Raw genomic sequence first — 14,730 nt, 5'->3', positions numbered from 1 at the left:
ATCCGTCATACCCCGCCCAGAGCGGAGCCGAGGCCGTCGATCTGGTGCGTCATCCAGGCCACGTAGTCGGTGACGCCGGTCGGCAGCGTCTCGGTGACCGGGACGATCGGCACGCCGCCGGCCGTGGCGGCCTGCTCGACCTGCTTGGTGAGGGGGGTTTCGGTCTGTGCGTTGGGCAGCAGGACCTTCACCTTGTCCGCGCCCTGGAACGTGGCCAGAGTAGCCGCCAGCACGGCGGCGGGCGGGTCGGTGCCCGCCTCGACGGCCTCGGAGAACTTCGGGGGTGTCACGTCGACCAGCCCCGCGTCCTGCACCAGGTACAGCGGCACGGGCTCGGTGATCGCCACCTTCTGCCCCGCGTACTTCGCCCTGATCGCGGCGAGCTTCGCCGTCAGGGCGCCGACCTTCTGGTCGAAGGCCGCGGCGTTGGCGCTGAACGTCGACGCCCGGGCCGGGTCGGCCGCCGTCAGGTCGGCAGCGAGCCTGTCGGCCAGCTTCGTGACCGTCGGCAGGCTGTACCAGACGTGCTCGTTGAACGGAGTGCCCGCGGTCTCCAGCCCGGACAGCGCGGAGACGTCGATGGTCGCCGGCTTCGTGCTCGACGCCCCCAGCAGCTTGGTGACGAAGTCGTCGTAGCCCGCCCCGTTGTAGATCACGACCTTCGCCTCGTTGACGGCGACGGCGTCGGTGGGCCGCGTCTCGTACTCGTGCGGGTCGGCGTCAGGGCTGTTGATGATGGACGTGACGGTGACGGCGTCGCCGCCGATGGCCTGCGCGATGGCCCCGTAGACGTCGGTGGAGGCGACCACCGACAGGGTCGCCGGGCCGGAGGCCGGCACGGCGGTGCTCGATCCGCAGGCGGTGAGCGTGAGCGCGGCGGTGGCGGCGAGGGCCGGCGTGAGGATCGCGCGGCGCAGGTACATCGGGGCTCCGGAGGCTCGTTCTGATAACGACAACGATTGCCGTTCCACTGTAGCGTGGCGTCCCGACAGGTCGCACCACGGTGCGTCACAGTGATCGGGCCCCCTCGACTTTCCCGAGGGCCGTCTGAACCGTTACGGTTCGACGATGTCCGGCCTCCCGAACGTGCGCCGTCCGGCGACGCTCGCGTCGCTGGCCGCTGAGCTCGGCGTCTCGAGAACCACCGTCTCCAACGCCTACAACCGTCCCGACCAGCTCTCCGCGCCGCTGCGCGCGCGGGTCCTCGAAGCGGCCCGGCGCCTGGGCTACCCCGGCCCCGACCCGGTGGCCCGCTCGCTGCGCACCCGCAAGGCCGGGGCGGTGGGCCTGCTGCTCACCGAGGCGCTGTCCTACGCCTTCCGCGACCCCGCGGTCACCGGGTTCCTCGAGGGTCTCGCGCTCGCGTGCGAGCAGGCCAACCAGGGACTGCTGCTCGTGCCGGTCAGCCCCGAGGCCGTGGACGTCACGGCCGTGCACCAGGCGGGCGTCGACGGGTTCGTCGTGTACTCCGTCCGTGAGGACGACCCCCACTTCCTCGCCGTGCTCGAACGCCCCGTGCCCACGGTGGTGTGTGACCAGCCGCACAACGTCGAGGGCGTCGATCGTGTCGGGGTCGACGACCGCGCCGGCATGCTCGGCCTCGCCCGCCACCTCACCGAGCTGGGCCACCGCCGCGTCGGGGTGCTCTGCATGCGCCTGGCCGCCGGACGCCACGACGGGCCCGCTCTCCCGGACCGCCAGGCGGGCGCCACCTACCCCGTGCAGCGCGACCGGCTCGGCGGGCTGCGCGACGGCCTCGCCGAGGTCGGCGTCGACTGGGCCGACGTGCCGGTCATCGAGCGGTTCGAGCACAGCGTCGCCGCCGGGCGCGACGGCGCGCAGGAGCTCCTCGCGGCCCACCCGGAGATCACGGCGGTCGTCTGCACGTCCGACATCCTCGCGCTCGGTGCGCTGGGCTTCGCCGCGGACAAGGGCCTGTCGGTGCCCGGCGAGCTCACGGTCACCGGCTTCGACGGGGTGCCCGAGGCCGAACGCGCCGGGCTCACCACCGTGCGTCAGCCCGTGCTGGAGAAGGGCCGCGTGGCCGGTGAGCTGCTGCTGCAGCGCGGCGACCGCAACCGCCCGAGGCGGGTCACCCTCCCGACGGAGCTGATCATCGGCGAGACGAGCGGCATCCCGCGCGGCGACGAGAGGTTCTTCTCAGGCTGGTAGCGCCCGACGGCGCTGATCAAGGCGCTGACGTCGTCAGTGGATCTCCACGAGCAGCATCCGCGCCTTGATCACCGCGTCGTGCGGGCGGCCAGGAGCTGGCGCAGCACCTGCGTCATCGCCTCCGGGTCGGCCACCCGGTGTGCGGCCCTCGTCTCGCCGTCGCCGACCTTCACCCCGACGTCCCCGGGGCGCAGCATCGCGAACGCCGTCTCGTCGGTGACGTCGTCGCCTGCGAAGAACACGGCGTCGGCACCGAGCCGCTCGCGCAGCGTCTCGATGGCGGAGCCCTTGCTGACCTGCAGTACCGCGAGGTCCAGCACGGCCTTGCCCGGTGTGGCCTCCACCCCGGGACGTGCGGCCGGCCCGTTGCGGACCGCGGCCATCACCCGCTCCCCGACCTCGGGCGCGGCGTTGCGGACGTGCACCGCCATCCCCGCGGGCTTGCTCTCCAGCGTCACGCCGGGCTCGCCGTCCACCAGATCGTGCAGCTCGGCGGTGAGGGTCTCCAGGCGGGTGCGCTGTTCGTCGTCGAGGGGGGTGGCGCCGTCGTCGAACTCGAAGCCGTGGCTCCCGATCATCCGGACCGGGCTCGTGAACCCGGACACCGCGGCGAGGTCGGCCAGCCCGCGCCCGGACACCATGGTCACGGTGGTGCCCGGCAGGTCGGCCAGCGCCTCGATCGCGGCGGCCGATCCGGGCAACGGGCGCGCGTCCGACGGCACCGGGACGATGGGGGCGAGCACCCCGTCGAAGTCGAGGGCGACCAGCAGGGTCTTCGCTGACCCGAGTTCGGCGAGGGCGGCGTCCAGATCCGTCACGCCTCGAGCCCCAGCGCGTCGAGGAACGAGCGGGCCCACTTGTCGACGTCGTTGGCCAGCACCTGCTTGCGCAGGGCCTTCATCCGCTTGCGGCCCTCGGCGGGCGTCATCGTCAGGGCGGCGTGCAGCGCGTTCTTGACGCCGTCGGTGTCGTGCGGGTTGACCAGCACGGCGTCCTTGAGCTCGATCGCGGCGCCCGCGAACTCCGAGAGGACGAGCACCCCGCCGAGGTCGCTGCGGCACGCCACGTACTCCTTGGCGACGAGGTTCATGCCGTCGCGCAGGGGCGTCACCAGCATGACGTCGGCCGCGACGAAGAACGCCGCCAGCTCGTCGCGGGGTAGCGACTGGTGCAGGTAGTGCAGCACCGGGTAGCCGACGCGGGCGTACTCGCCGTTGATGTGCCCGACCGACTGCTCGATGTCGTTGCGCATCTTCTGGTAGTGCTCGACGCGTTCGCGGCTGGGCGTGGCGAGCTGCACGAACGCCGTGTCGTCGGCGCGCCCCTCCGCCAGCAGCTCCTCGAACGCACGGAGCCGGACGTTGATGCCCTTGGTGTAGTCGAGCCGGTCGACACCCAGGATGACGTGCTCGGGATCGCCCAGGTCGGCGCGGATCTGCTTCGCCCGCTCCTGCACCGCCGGCGACCGCGACAGCTCGTCGAGCGAGCCCGAGTCGATCGAGATGGGGAACGCGCCGAGCTTCACCACGCGGTCGCCGTAGGTCAGCTCGGTGCGGGCGGGCCCGGCGGTGGCGTCGGTGAAGCGGGCGGCGAGCCAGCGGAAGTTGCGGACACCGCCGGGGGTGTGGAAGCCGACGAGGTCGGCGCCGAGCAGCCCCTGGACGATCTCCTTGCGCCACGGCAGCTGCTGGAACAGCTCCGTGGGCGGGAACGGGATGTGCAGGAAGAAGCCGATGCGCAGGTCGGGGCGCAGCTCGCGGAGCATGGCCGGCATCAGCTGGAGCTGGTAGTCCTGGATCCAGACGACGGCGCCCTTCGCGGCGATCTCCGCCACCGCCTCGGCGAACCGCTTGTTGACCCGCACGTAGGCCTGCCACCAGTGCCGGTGGAACGCCGGCGGCGCCACCACGTCGTGGTAGAGCGGCCACAGGGTGCCGTTGGAGAAGCCCTCGTAGTAGTCCTCGACGTCCTTGGCCGACAGCGACACCGGGTGCAGCTGCAGGCCGTTGTCGACGAACGGCTCGGCCTCGGCGTCGGCGATACCCGGCCAGCCGACCCAGGCCCCCTCGCGGTTGCGCAGCATCGGTTCGAGCGCCGTGACCAGCCCACCGGGGCTGGCCTTCCAGCGCTCGGTGCCGTCGGGGAGTTTCTCCAGGTCGACCGGGAGGCGGTTGGCCACCACCACGAAGTCCGCACCGGTCAGGTCGTCGTCCACGACGTCGAGCCTACTGGGGCGCACCGTCCTGTGCGGGTTCCGCGACAACCCGTGGGGGCCGCCGGTGGGGGCGGGTCAGGAAGTCACCGAAGGCCACGCCGGCGGCCAGCGAGAGGCCGATGCCGAGCGCGACGGTGACCGTGACCAGCCCGTCCGAGACGCCCTCGACGGCGAGCTGGTAGAAGCCGCGATAGGCCGTGTAACCGGGCAGGAGCGGCGTGATGCCGGCCAGCGTGATCACCAGCGGGGGCACCCCGCCACCCCGTCGGAACAGCCCCGCGGCCCCGCCCACCACGATGGCGGCGGTGCCGGTGGCGACGACGGGGCCGCTGTCGAACACCTGCGTGAGCAGTCCGTAGACGCCCCAGCCCGCGGCGCCCGCGGCCGCTGCGGCCACCAGCGACCGCACCGGCGCGTACCCGGCCAGGGCGAACGCAGCGGCGGCCGCCGCCGCGGCGAGCAGCGCGAGCCCGAACCGCCCGGCCCCGGTGGGGAGCTCGCCGGCCACCTCCAGGGCGAGGCCGAACTGGAAGCCGATCTTCAATCCGAGCACGACGCCCGTCAGGAGGCCGGCCGAGAGCAGCACGATCTCCGCGGCCCGCCCCGCCGACGTCACGTAGTAGCTGGAGATCGCGTCCTGCACCGTGCCCACCACCGACAGGCCCGACAGGAGCACCGTGATGCTCGCGGCGACCACCAGCGACGGCCGCGTGCCCGGCGGGAACGCGCCCGTCGCGAAGAGGGCGAGGGTGGAGCCCGTGGCGAGCATTCCGCCGATGACCTGCTGGAAGAACGCCGGCAGCCCCCACCGGCTGAGCAGCCGGCCGGTGCGGTCGATCAGCCCGGTGACGGCGAAGGCGGCCGCGGCCGTGATCGGGGCGGCGCCCAGCAGCAGCGCGATGGCCGCGGCCAGGCCCGCCCAGCCCGCCGTGGCCACCCAGCGCGGGTAGGGGTGCGGCGCGGTGACGGCGTCGTTCAGCGCGACGGCCGCGCCCTGCACGTCGAGCCGGCCCTGCTCGACCCTCCTGATGATGGTGCCGACCTCGGTGAGCCGCGTCAGGTCCAGGGAGCGGTAGCGGACGAGCCGCATGGACGTCATCGGCGCGGCGGCCATGCCGCGGTGGCAGCAGATGGTGATCGAGGTGAAGGTGATGTCGACGTCGACGCTCGGCAGGCCGCTCACGTCGGCGAGTCTCAGCATCGTCCGGGTGGTCTCGTCGGCGCCCTCACCGCTGGAGAGCAGCACCTCCCCGACGCGCATGCAGAGGTCGAGCACCTGCTGCACGCGGGCGTCGTCCGGGACGCGGGGGCCCATCGGCGCCATCAACCGCAGCGAAGGCGGCCCGGGCTCGACGAGCGCCCGGGCCTCTTTCCGGAGCACCGTCCGGAGCCGGTCGGAGAAGCGGCCGCCTTCGGTCATGACCCCAAGGTTAGGGGGCGGTCGTGAGCGCCTCGACGGGCGGCGGGGCGCTGCTCCGCATCAGCGCGAGAGCGGCCGAGGTGAGCACCGAGGCCGTCACCATCGTCGTCGCACTGGACCCGACCAGCGGTGACACGAGCGCCCCGAACTGCGCGGATCCGGTGCCGGCGACGTCGGTGACCTGGGCGCTGGCCGGCGCGGCCGCGTTGCCCGTGACGAGACCCAGCGCCGCCCCGGTGACGAACAGTGCCGCCGTCACCGTCACCATGATCGCGAGACCGGTGACGACCAGCCGTCGCGGCGCCAGGCGGCTGCTGAGCCGCGCGCTGAGCGTGCTCACGGCCACCAGCCCCGCGGCGTTCACGGTGAACGCGAGCGTGTAGCCGTCGCTGCTCAGGTGCAGCACGTCCTGCAGAACGAACGGCGAGCCCGAGATGTAGGCGAACATCGCGGTGAAGGCGAGCGCGCACGACAGCGTGTAACCGACGTAGGCCGGCCGGGTCAGCACGGCCCCGACGTCGCGCACCCTGTGCGTCACCCCGCCCGGGCGCCGGCGCTCCGCGGGCAGCGACTCGGGCACGCACGTCAGCACCCCGACGAGCATCACCACGACGAACCCGGTCGGCACGAGGAACACGCCCCGCCGGCCGATCACCCCGACGAGCCCGCTGCCCATCGGCGGCGCGACGACAGGTGCGATGCCCCCGATCGCCATCATCACGGTGAAGAGCGACGCGGTGCGGTTGGTGCCGCCGATCCCCGCCGCGCCGCTGAAGCCCTGGACGAATCGTGCCGCGACGGCGAACTCGACGTTCGGGGCCTGCGCCTGCGCCAGCGCCACGGCGCAGATCGCAATGCCGGCGACGAGCAACCACCGCGGCCCCCAGCCGTCCGACAGCGACCAGCGGCGCACCCTTCTCGTGTCCAGCTGCGGGCGGTGGAGCAGCGTGGGGCGGGAATGCTGGTGGGGTTGTTGGAGGAGCTGGGAGAGCCGGATGCCACGCACCTGCGGACGGCCTCTTCGGCGCTGGAGCGGATGGCCCGGGCCACGGAGGTGGGGCAGGGGTCACGCGCTTAGGATGTCGTCGTCCGCCGGTGTAGCTCAGTGGTAGAGCAACCGCCTTGTAAGCGGTAGGTCGTCGGTTCGATCCCGACCCCCGGCTCCACGCCTGACCAGCAGGCTTGCAAGTTCTCGACATCCTGTGCGTCGCCCGCGTGGCACCACATGTGGCACCAACCGCGCTACCCTCTCTGCATGGCAGGACGTCCGGGCGTCGGCAAGGCCCGCGCGCGAGGCAACATTGAGACCCTGGCGAGCGGCGCCCTCCGGGTGCGCGTCTACGCCGGTGTCGACCCCGTAACGAAGAAGCGCCACACCCTGATCGAGACGGTGCCGGCTGGCCCGAAGGCGCGACGCGAGGCCGAGAAGGTTCGGGACCGCCTCCTGCACGAGATCGCTGAGAAGCGCAACCCGCGCACGTCCGCGACGGTCGACCAGCTGCTCACCCGGTACCTCGACCAATTCGACGGTGCGCCCAACACGCTCACGAACTACCGCGGCTACATGCGCAACCACGTCTCGCCGCTGATCGGCAAGGTGAAGGTCGGCGCGCTCGACGCCGAAGTGCTCGACTCGTTCTACGCCGAGCTGCGCCGGTGCCGGCAGCACTGCTCCGGCAAAGCCGCTGCCCAGCACTGGACGAGGCAGGAGCACGAGTGCGACCAGCGGTGCTCACGACCGCACATGTGCCAACCCCTCGGCGCCTCCGCCGTACGGCACATCCACTTCCTACTGTCCGGCGCGTTCGAGCGGGCCGTGCGGTGGCGGTGGGTGGGGGTGAACCCGGTGAGGATGGCCACTCCGCCGGCTGCGCCGAAGCCGAACCCGCAGCCGCCGTCGCCGCGCGAGGCGGCCCGGATCGTTGAGGAGTCGTGGAAGGACCCGGACTGGGGCGCGCTCGTCTGGACGGCGATGACGACCGGTGCGCGTCGCGGCGAGCTGTGCGCGATCCGCCTGCACTCGGTCGATCTGGACGAGGGGCGGGAGACGCTGTGGCTACGCCGCGCGATCCGTAAGGAGCACGGCGCACTCGTCGAGGCCGAGCTGAAGACCCACCAGCAGCGGCGGGTCGCACTCGACTCCGAGACGAGCGCCATCCTGCGCGAGCACGTCGAGCGGGCCTGCTCCCGAGCCGCGTCGCTCGGCGTGGAGTTGCCTGCCGATGCGTTCCTGTTCTCTGGATCGCCCGACTGCTCGACCTTCGCCGTCCCGGACAGCGTGACCCAGCGCTACGAACGGCTCGCCGCCCGACTCGGCATCATGACGACGTTCCACCGGCTCCGCCACTACTCCGCAACTGAGCTGATCGCCGCGGGAGTTGACCCGCGGACCGTCGCGGGAAGACTCGGCCACGGTGGGGGCGGCACGACGACGCTGAAAACATACTCGGCCTGGGTCTCTGAGGCGGATCAACGAGCGTCCAAGAGCATCGGCGCTCGGATGCCGAGACGGCCGCCGCTCGCTTCCACATGATCGCGGACCGCTCGTGGTCAGGTGGGCCGACTACTCCCGTTCGTTACGCTGATGATCGTCTGGGAGTGGGCTGCCGTATCGGAGAGCGATCGCCTGATCGACTGCCGAAGGCGAATGAGCTCGCCCAGCGAGTCCCTCAACAGATGGGCTGAGCCTATCCAGCGTCGTCCCGAACGGAAACACTCGTAGCGCCTCACCGGCAGGGTGCTGCCCAATGGCCTTGCGTTAAGGTCGTCGACAGGCCGTCTACCTGCGGAAACGTAAGTCATCACTACGTCGCTGACCGGTCTAACGCAAGGCCATCGGGGTGCTGCCCGTGTGTGCTGAGCTGCGGCCTCCGTGGAGATGGCTACCGCATGTTTGGGCCTCCGAGAGGTCGAGGAGACGGTTCACACCCTGCCAGGGACCTGCGCCCCGCGAGTGCAGTGCATCGGTCAGTACGCAGTCGCTGAGGGAGACGACTGTGTGTGGTCATCGAGCGAACGCAGGCGCCGCGCCGATCAGACAGGGGCCCCAGCCGCCAACGTCACCCCGATGTCACTTGCTCCTCGCCCGCGCACCTGTCAGGATGTGTGACATGACCTGTGACATGGAGGTGTGACAGTGTTCGACTTCTTGATCGCGGCGACGGCGGTGACGCTGAGCTCGGCTCCCCTGTCTCAGGTTATCGCACAAGTGAAGTTCAGTGCTCAGACAGTGTTTAACAGTCAGCAAGGTGCAGCCCTCTTTCATGACCTGGTCAGCGATAGTTACCCGCGACTTTTAAGTGAGCAACAGCAGACCGTAATCGCTGGCCCGGGCGGGCTGACATCGACATCGTCACCGCAATGGCGTCTAACTGACTTGGATGCTGCATGGGCATGCGTCGTAAGCGCGGAGCAGGTTTCCCTTGAAACAACGGCGTACAGCGACTGGTCAGAGATGAGCCGCAGACTCGACGAGATTCTGCGTGCGCTGGAGAACGTCACCAAGGTGCGCGTCTGTGAACGAGTCGGTCTCCGCTATGTAAACCATATCTCTCCTGACGAGGTTGGCTCGTATGAAGGCAGGATCGAAGAAGACTTGCTTGGCCCAGCAGTACGACCTGGATGGCAAGACGCTCTGACTGCGACTCTTGCGCAGTCAGTACTTCAAGATGGCAATACGCGGTTGATCGTCAGATCTGGCACCGGGGAAGGCATCGTAGACCGTCCGGGCGTGTACGTCGTGGATATCGACTGCTTCAAGGAGGCGCCGGCGAGCTATGACCGCCAAACCTTGATGGCCACATTCGCTGACTTTAATGACGCAATCTATCGATGCTTCTGTTCCTGCGTGCCAGAGTCATTCCGGGCGACCCTAAAATAGGAGCGGTTCGTCGTGAGCAGTGTTGCTTCTAGGACAACCTCAGGTGCCTCAACTGATCGCCAGGGCGGCCTGGATTACCAGCTTGGTTCCGCTCCTACTGGAACCGGCCTTAGCCAGCTAAGTAGAGCGGCGATTGCTGCGACGATTAATCCAGCCTGGACTAGCTCCGCCGCGAAACTTGTTCTCAACATTGAAGGCGGGGACGCCGTCTCGTCGTCGTGGCTTGCTGAGTTGGTGAGCCGTGTCGTGCTGTTGCGAGACCGGGCAGGAGATATAACGTCTCTGGGCGTACCTTCTGCCCGGATCTTAAGGGATGCGTTCGGAAGCCTTGTTATTGAGGTGACGGCTACTCCACAGCCTTCAGAGAGCACTTCGATAACGGAGCCACGTGAGAAGCCTATCGGACGAATCGCAGATATTTCGCAGAATCTAAGCGACCATACGCGACTTGCGGCGGAGCTTCGTGGGATGACTGGCCTTCCAGCAAGCCTGCTAGCAAGCGCGTTTGGCGTCTCCCGTGAGCAATACCAGCGTTGGCTAGCCGGGAAGGCGATCAGCACGGTTCGACATGGGCAGCTCACCTATCTGCATTCAATCGCGAGGGAGATAGTCCGCAAACTCGGGGAGAGGCCCGCCAGGGTCTGGTGGCACACCCCTGGGGCAGATGGCAGAGCACCTGAAGCACTGCTTGCGGACAGGAACTTGGGCGCACTGTACTCATGGGCGGTGTCTATTCATGATCCACAGCCTGTCGAAGGGAGCACGCTCCCGGGCCTGCGCAGAGCTGACGAGTCGTGGGACGAAGATCCACCCGACGGTATCGAGGATCAGGCCGACTGGTCACCTTATCCCGCGTCTGGTACAAAGCACGAGTGACATCGGCTGCAATCGAAGACACCTACTGGCTTGAGCCGGAGGATCTATATCATGCTCGCGCGGGGGATTGCGAGATAGATCGTCCAGTATACCAGGGCGATGTCTTTGTTGACGTCCAGCTTCCAGTTTTGCCGAAGAAGCCGATCACAGCAGACAAAATCGAGCTAGAAGTTCGCAGCAATATCGTCATGGTGATTCCTCACCCATGTCAATGCTACTTCGGGGACAAGCTTCGTCCGTTCCTTACTGTTGCGCCGGTGAAGCCTGTCGAGAACTACGACAAATTCAATCCAGACAAGAGTGGAGCTAAAGATAAGTTTGCACTGCCGGGCTTGATAGTGCCGGGAGGTGAGGAGTGGACCGAACAAAGTAGTGTGGCAGATTTCAGTAAGCTTATCAGTGTCCCGTCCGGATGGCTCGACCCTACGGCGCGAATCGCATCCCTCAGTCATCAGGGCTTGGGCCTTCTCGGAAAGCGAATTCTTGGATTTCAGTTGCGTGACAAGGATACTACCCTGTCGTCCGCAATGGCATTAGTGCAAGCAGAGTGGAATGAGTCCTTCCTGATGCAGGCGTGGGTGCGTGCCAATAGATCGCTTAGAGGATTTACTGATTGGCTACGCGAGCCAAAGGTTATTAAGGGACTCGGGGGCGACCATCCTATTGTTCCGGCTGACTACCGAGTTGGCGCTCTAGATGTACTTCTCGCCGAGATATCCGGTGAATCGGTCGAGGAGCCCATGACTTAGTGGGTGGCAGTCGCTGATGCCGCACAGAACCAACCGGAGGTATTGCACGCCCGGGCGAGCTTCTGCGGCAACACCACGCTCAGCTCCCCCGGCAGCGCGGAGGCCCCCGTCTTGGACAGAAGTCTCGACACCGGACGAGCGCAGAAGACTGAAACATTCAGCCAAGGCGCGCAGTAGGCTTACGGTGTGACTGAGGTGCTGACGGTCTCTACGGCCACCGCCACTCGCGAGGCGGGACTGAAGCTCGCCGCGTCTGTAATCAGCGCCGGAATGGCTGCTGGAGGTCAGGTAGCCGGCCCGGTGGCGTCGGCGTACTGGCACGAGGGTGAGTTCGGCCAGGGCGAGGAGTGGGTCGTCTCGTTCAAGACCACTGCCGCGCGCTACGACGAGCTGGAGGCGCATCTCATCGAGCACCACGAGTGGCAGAACCCCGAGGTGACGGCCGTTCCGTTGGTCCGAGCGTCAGCGGCGTACGTCGAGTGGGTGGAGCGCGTGACCGCCAAGAAGGTCGCGGACGACGGGTAGGTCGCCGTGCTCGGCGAGCCGTCCGGCGACCTCCGCCAGGCGCTCCCGAGGGCGGACCGACGAGGTGTTGCCCATGACCGTGAGGCTCGATTGCACGACCTCCGCGGCCTGCTCGATCTCGCCGGCGTCGATGTAGGAGTCGGCGAGCCAGGACGAGTAAAGAGCCTTGTCGCGTGAGTGCGCGTCGCTGTAGTCGGCGAGTGCGCGCTCCAGGACAGGGACCGCGCGCAGCGGGCGGCGGAGCTCGCTCCAACAGCGGCCGGTCATGATCGCCAGCTCGTTCTCGTCGATCCACGCGGCGTAGCCGGGGGTCTGGCCGTTCGCGATCGCGAACGCGTCCTCCGCCCGGCCGAGGCAGCGGGCTGTGGCGTCCGCGTCGCCGTCGAGGGCGAATGTCCAGGCCGCGCGGGAGTAGAGCAGCGCTCGGACTCCGGGATCGACGCCCGGCTGATCAGCGGCGTGCACGGACTTCTCCGAGACCAGGCGGGCCGGACGGCCGAGGCCGATGAGCTGGTAGGCGTGGAAGGCGAGCGCGTTGCCCGCGAGGCCCGCGTCGCCTGCCTCCGTGGCTGCCGCGTGGCTGCGCCGGTAGTGGTCGCGGGCGAGGTCGTGCCAGCCGGCGTCGAATGCTGCCCAGCCGGCCTGCTGCGACTGCTCGGCGTGCAGGGCGAGGAGGCTGCGCTGCACGGAATCGCGGTGCGCTCCCCCTCGTAGCAGGTGGCCGGTCAGCTCGGACTCCGCCGCGTAGAGCCGGTAGGTGTCGCCGCCTCCGAGCGTGTCGTCGAGCTTGCGCAGGCTCACGAGTCGCTGCGCCAGCTCGTAGACGACATCCGGAGTTGCGCTGCCCGCGCCGGCCCCGTCGCCGACGACCGCGGCGAGCAGGCCGGAGATCGCGATCGAGGAGCCCGCACGAAGGAAGTCGCGTCGCTGCACCGAGGGGTCACCGTTTCCCATGTCGAAGCCGTCGCTGGTCGTTGGCGACGCTATGGACAGGATCGGCAGTTCGACAGGGCAAGATCCCGGCAGACGGGGTTCGGCCCGGGCGGGCGCATCGGGGGCCGGCGCGCCGAGATGGCAGAGCAAGCGCCGGTAGACCCCCTGCGGTCGCCTGACCTTGCCACTCTCCCAACGCCCGACCAGGCGGACATCGAGCGACGTGCCGCGGTCCTCCTTGTGCTCGTAGGCCAGGCGGACAACGCGGTCCACGAGCTCCTGCTGCGACCAGTTCATGCCGTCGCGCCAAGCGCGTAGACGGTTGCCCCACGGCTCCTCGCTAACGTCCTGCGCGCTCGTCATCGCCGGTCCCTCCGCCGCCTACCGCTGGTTTGCCGGGGTTCTGCCCAGCTTTGACACGCGACTGACCTGCGTTCTTCCGCCTGTGGTCGCGATCGTTCTCGGCATGAACTCCAGTGCACCACAGCCCCCCGACACTCGGGAGGCGATTCGAGAACTCCGGGCGGAGATCGTGGCCGCGCTGGAGCGCGTCGATCAGCTCAGGACGGCTCGGCGCCGGTTCCTAGCTGACGTTCGATGGCGTCGAGCCGTCGGAAGACCGCAGTCAGGTCCGCCCTGACCGCGTCCAGCTCGGCAAGGACCGGGTCGCCCTGGTCGACGTCGTCGGCCGGCTGGCCCTCCAGGACGCGGGCTAGCTGATCGCCCGGCCAGCCGAGTGCCTCGGAGACGGCCGCCAGCGTGCGCGGGTTGCGTCGCCGCGGCTGGAGGTTGTGCTGCAGCTCCCGGACGGTCATCAGCGCCACGCCGGCCCGGGCCGCGAGGTCTGCCTGCGTCAGGTCGATCTCGGCCATGCGGGCCCGGATCGCCGCTGCCACGGCATCCCAGTCCTTCGCCACCCACTGACCTCCCGAGCTGCTGATTTCGGCCCTGAGGCTAGCGCTCAACCCACTCGTCAGGCCATCTGCCTGCCGGAGTGTCTATCAAGCAGCTATATTGAGTGCTAATATTGGTACTGTAGTTAGCACTGAAGAGGTTCCCGAGTTAGGAGGAAGGCCATGCGAAAGTTCCAGCCCCAGGCGGTCACCGCGGCGCCGAAGTTCTACAGCGTCGCCCAGGCCGCCGCGATGTTCGGCATGTCGCCGATGACGCTTTACCGCGCGATCGCGGCCGGAGAGTTCCCGGCGGTGCGCATCAGGGGACGGCTGATCGTCCCCGCCAAGGCCGTCGACGCCATGGCCGACGTCGCCACCGCCGAGCAGACGGTCGTCGACGCCGCGGGATGGGTTGTATGAGCCGTGGGCACCATCGGAGTCCTGATCTTCTTCGCCCTCGTCGGCGCCGTGATCTGCGCGAAGGCCCGGAGCGCGGGTGGCGCCGTGGTGTTCGCCGGCATCGCCCTGGCGTTGTTTATCGCCACTCCCGCCGGGGCCGGCCTGCCCGGGATGCTGAGCGACTTCGTGTCGTCGGTGTCCCGAGCGTCCGAGCCGCTGACCGGCGGGTCGGGGGCCGTCGGATGAACGCGCCGATGACCCGGCCGTGCCGCCGCGAGCCGGTGGCCGGGCACGTCCAGCCCGACGACTTCCGGCACCGGGCAAGTTGTCGCTCGGTCGATCCAGAGATCTTTTTCGTCACCGCCGTTGCCGGTCAGGAGTACGAGCGGCAGGTCGGCATCGCCAAGGCCGTGTGCGGCGGTTGCCCCGTCCGGGCGGAGTGCCTGACGTGGGCCCTATCGCTACCCGACGGCATCGCCGGGGGCATGACCGAGCAGGAACGGCGCGTCGAGGCCGGTCGACGCCGGGGCGCCCGACGGCGGCACCGCCCACGCCCGCCCCGTCCGGCCGGCGCGACCCGCGCGGAGATCGCGTCGGCCGGGCGCGCGGCCATCGCTTCAGGCATGTCGGCCCGCGAGGCCGCCGCCGAGTTCCTCGTCAGCCCGCGT

14 protein-coding genes, 1 tRNA gene and 1 pseudogene are annotated in these 14,730 nt (G+C 68.9%); 9 read left to right on the top strand and 7 right to left on the bottom strand.

What is annotated here, in order from left to right; translation table 11 throughout:
* Positions 1-5: 5 nt before the first annotated feature.
* Complete coding sequence (locus BGP03_RS12490; protein WP_296373281.1) at positions 6-923, bottom strand: zinc ABC transporter substrate-binding protein; 918 nt, start codon at positions 921-923, stop codon at positions 6-8.
* A gap of 145 nt (positions 924-1,068) precedes the next feature.
* Here BGP03_RS12490 and BGP03_RS12485 point away from each other — a divergent pair, with 145 nt between their 5' ends.
* Positions 1,069-2,172 carry a LacI family DNA-binding transcriptional regulator gene (locus BGP03_RS12485; protein WP_296373280.1) on the top strand — a complete coding sequence of 368 codons (1,104 nt, stop codon included), beginning with the start codon at positions 1,069-1,071 and terminating at the stop codon, positions 2,170-2,172.
* 68 nt (positions 2,173-2,240) lie between these two features.
* On the opposite strand, the gene otsB is transcribed toward BGP03_RS12485, so the two are convergent.
* Genes otsB through BGP03_RS12465 form a run of 4 tightly spaced genes read right to left on the bottom strand, consistent with a single transcriptional unit; the run spans position 2,241 to position 6,813 of the window.
* Entirely contained in the window at positions 2,241-2,990 is a 750-nt protein-coding gene (gene otsB, locus BGP03_RS12480) for a trehalose-phosphatase (protein WP_296373278.1), read from the bottom strand.
* On the bottom strand, positions 2,987-4,387 hold the full coding sequence (locus BGP03_RS12475) for a trehalose-6-phosphate synthase (protein WP_296373276.1): 1,401 nt from the start codon (positions 4,385-4,387) through the stop codon (positions 2,987-2,989). The genes otsB and BGP03_RS12475 overlap by 4 nt, the downstream gene beginning before the upstream one ends.
* A 10-nt stretch (positions 4,388-4,397) precedes the next feature.
* The gene (locus BGP03_RS12470) at positions 4,398-5,807 is read right to left on the bottom strand and encodes a threonine/serine exporter family protein (protein ID WP_296373274.1); all 1,410 of its coding nucleotides are present in this window, start codon (positions 5,805-5,807) and stop codon (positions 4,398-4,400) included.
* Positions 5,808-5,817: 10 nt separating this feature from the next.
* Positions 5,818-6,813: an MFS transporter gene (locus BGP03_RS12465; RefSeq protein WP_298797101.1), complete on the bottom strand. Its 996-nt coding sequence runs from the start codon at positions 6,811-6,813 to the stop codon at positions 5,818-5,820.
* A gap of 85 nt (positions 6,814-6,898) precedes the next feature.
* Here BGP03_RS12465 and BGP03_RS12460 point away from each other — a divergent pair.
* The 5 genes from BGP03_RS12460 (at position 6,899) to cutA (ending at position 11,837) form a co-directional block, all read left to right on the top strand.
* Positions 6,899-6,973, top strand: a tRNA-Thr gene (locus BGP03_RS12460).
* A gap of 59 nt (positions 6,974-7,032) precedes the next feature.
* Positions 7,033-8,340, top strand: a complete 1,308-nt coding sequence (locus BGP03_RS12455) for a tyrosine-type recombinase/integrase (RefSeq protein ID WP_299736360.1) — start codon at positions 7,033-7,035, stop codon at positions 8,338-8,340.
* 603 nt (positions 8,341-8,943) lie between these two features.
* Positions 8,944-9,687 carry a TIGR04255 family protein gene (locus BGP03_RS12450; RefSeq protein ID WP_298797105.1) on the top strand — a complete coding sequence of 248 codons (744 nt, stop codon included), beginning with the start codon at positions 8,944-8,946 and terminating at the stop codon, positions 9,685-9,687.
* Positions 9,688-10,559: 872 nt separating this feature from the next.
* Positions 10,560-11,312, top strand: a complete 753-nt coding sequence (locus BGP03_RS12445; protein WP_298797107.1) for a hypothetical protein — start codon at positions 10,560-10,562, stop codon at positions 11,310-11,312.
* A gap of 186 nt (positions 11,313-11,498) precedes the next feature.
* Entirely contained in the window at positions 11,499-11,837 is a 339-nt protein-coding gene (gene cutA, locus BGP03_RS12440) for a divalent-cation tolerance protein CutA (protein WP_298797109.1), read from the top strand.
* On the opposite strand, the gene BGP03_RS12435 is transcribed toward cutA, so the two are convergent.
* Together BGP03_RS12435 and BGP03_RS12430 are read right to left on the bottom strand one after the other, a co-directional pair.
* A complete protein-coding gene (locus tag BGP03_RS12435; protein ID WP_298797111.1) occupies positions 11,775-13,133 on the bottom strand; it encodes a hypothetical protein in 1,359 nt (452 codons plus the stop codon). The two genes, cutA and BGP03_RS12435, sit on opposite strands and share 63 nt — an antisense overlap.
* A 197-nt stretch (positions 13,134-13,330) precedes the next feature.
* On the bottom strand, positions 13,331-13,642 hold the full coding sequence (locus BGP03_RS12430) for an XRE family transcriptional regulator (protein ID WP_298797113.1): 312 nt from the start codon (positions 13,640-13,642) through the stop codon (positions 13,331-13,333).
* A 204-nt stretch (positions 13,643-13,846) separates the two neighbouring features.
* Here BGP03_RS12430 and BGP03_RS12425 point away from each other — a divergent pair, with 204 nt between their 5' ends.
* The 3 genes and pseudogenes from BGP03_RS12425 to BGP03_RS12415 all read left to right on the top strand — a co-directional run.
* Positions 13,847-14,083, top strand: a complete 237-nt coding sequence (locus tag BGP03_RS12425; protein ID WP_298797115.1) for a helix-turn-helix domain-containing protein — start codon at positions 13,847-13,849, stop codon at positions 14,081-14,083.
* 3 nt (positions 14,084-14,086) lie between these two features.
* Entirely contained in the window at positions 14,087-14,308 is a 222-nt protein-coding gene (locus BGP03_RS12420; protein ID WP_298797117.1) for a hypothetical protein, read from the top strand.
* Positions 14,309-14,316: 8 nt separating this feature from the next.
* A pseudogene (locus BGP03_RS12415) lies at positions 14,317-14,568 on the top strand (WhiB family transcriptional regulator); the annotation flags it as partial.
* Between the last annotated feature and the right edge of the window lie 162 nt (positions 14,569-14,730).

This window comes from Pseudonocardia sp. 73-21, from assembly GCF_001899645.1.
Taxonomy (GTDB): domain Bacteria; phylum Actinomycetota; class Actinomycetes; order Mycobacteriales; family Pseudonocardiaceae; genus Pseudonocardia.
This window is presented reverse-complemented; position numbering and strand designations above follow the sequence as displayed.

Excerpts from the sequence above, each read along its gene's own strand:
- BGP03_RS12425 (WP_298797115.1), top strand. The coding sequence starts at position 13,847 with ATGCGAAAGTTCCAGCCCCAGGCGGTCACCGCGGCGCCGAAGTTCTAC.
- BGP03_RS12455 (WP_299736360.1), top strand. The coding sequence starts at position 7,033 with ATGTGGCACCAACCGCGCTACCCTCTCTGCATGGCAGGACGTCCGGGC.
- BGP03_RS12485 (WP_296373280.1), top strand. The coding sequence starts at position 1,069 with ATGTCCGGCCTCCCGAACGTGCGCCGTCCGGCGACGCTCGCGTCGCTG.
- BGP03_RS12430 (WP_298797113.1), bottom strand. The coding sequence starts at position 13,642 with ATGGCCGAGATCGACCTGACGCAGGCAGACCTCGCGGCCCGGGCCGGC.
- BGP03_RS12470 (WP_296373274.1), bottom strand. The coding sequence starts at position 5,807 with ATGACCGAAGGCGGCCGCTTCTCCGACCGGCTCCGGACGGTGCTCCGG.
- BGP03_RS12435 (WP_298797111.1), bottom strand. The coding sequence starts at position 13,133 with ATGACGAGCGCGCAGGACGTTAGCGAGGAGCCGTGGGGCAACCGTCTA.
- BGP03_RS12490 (WP_296373281.1), bottom strand. The coding sequence starts at position 923 with ATGTACCTGCGCCGCGCGATCCTCACGCCGGCCCTCGCCGCCACCGCC.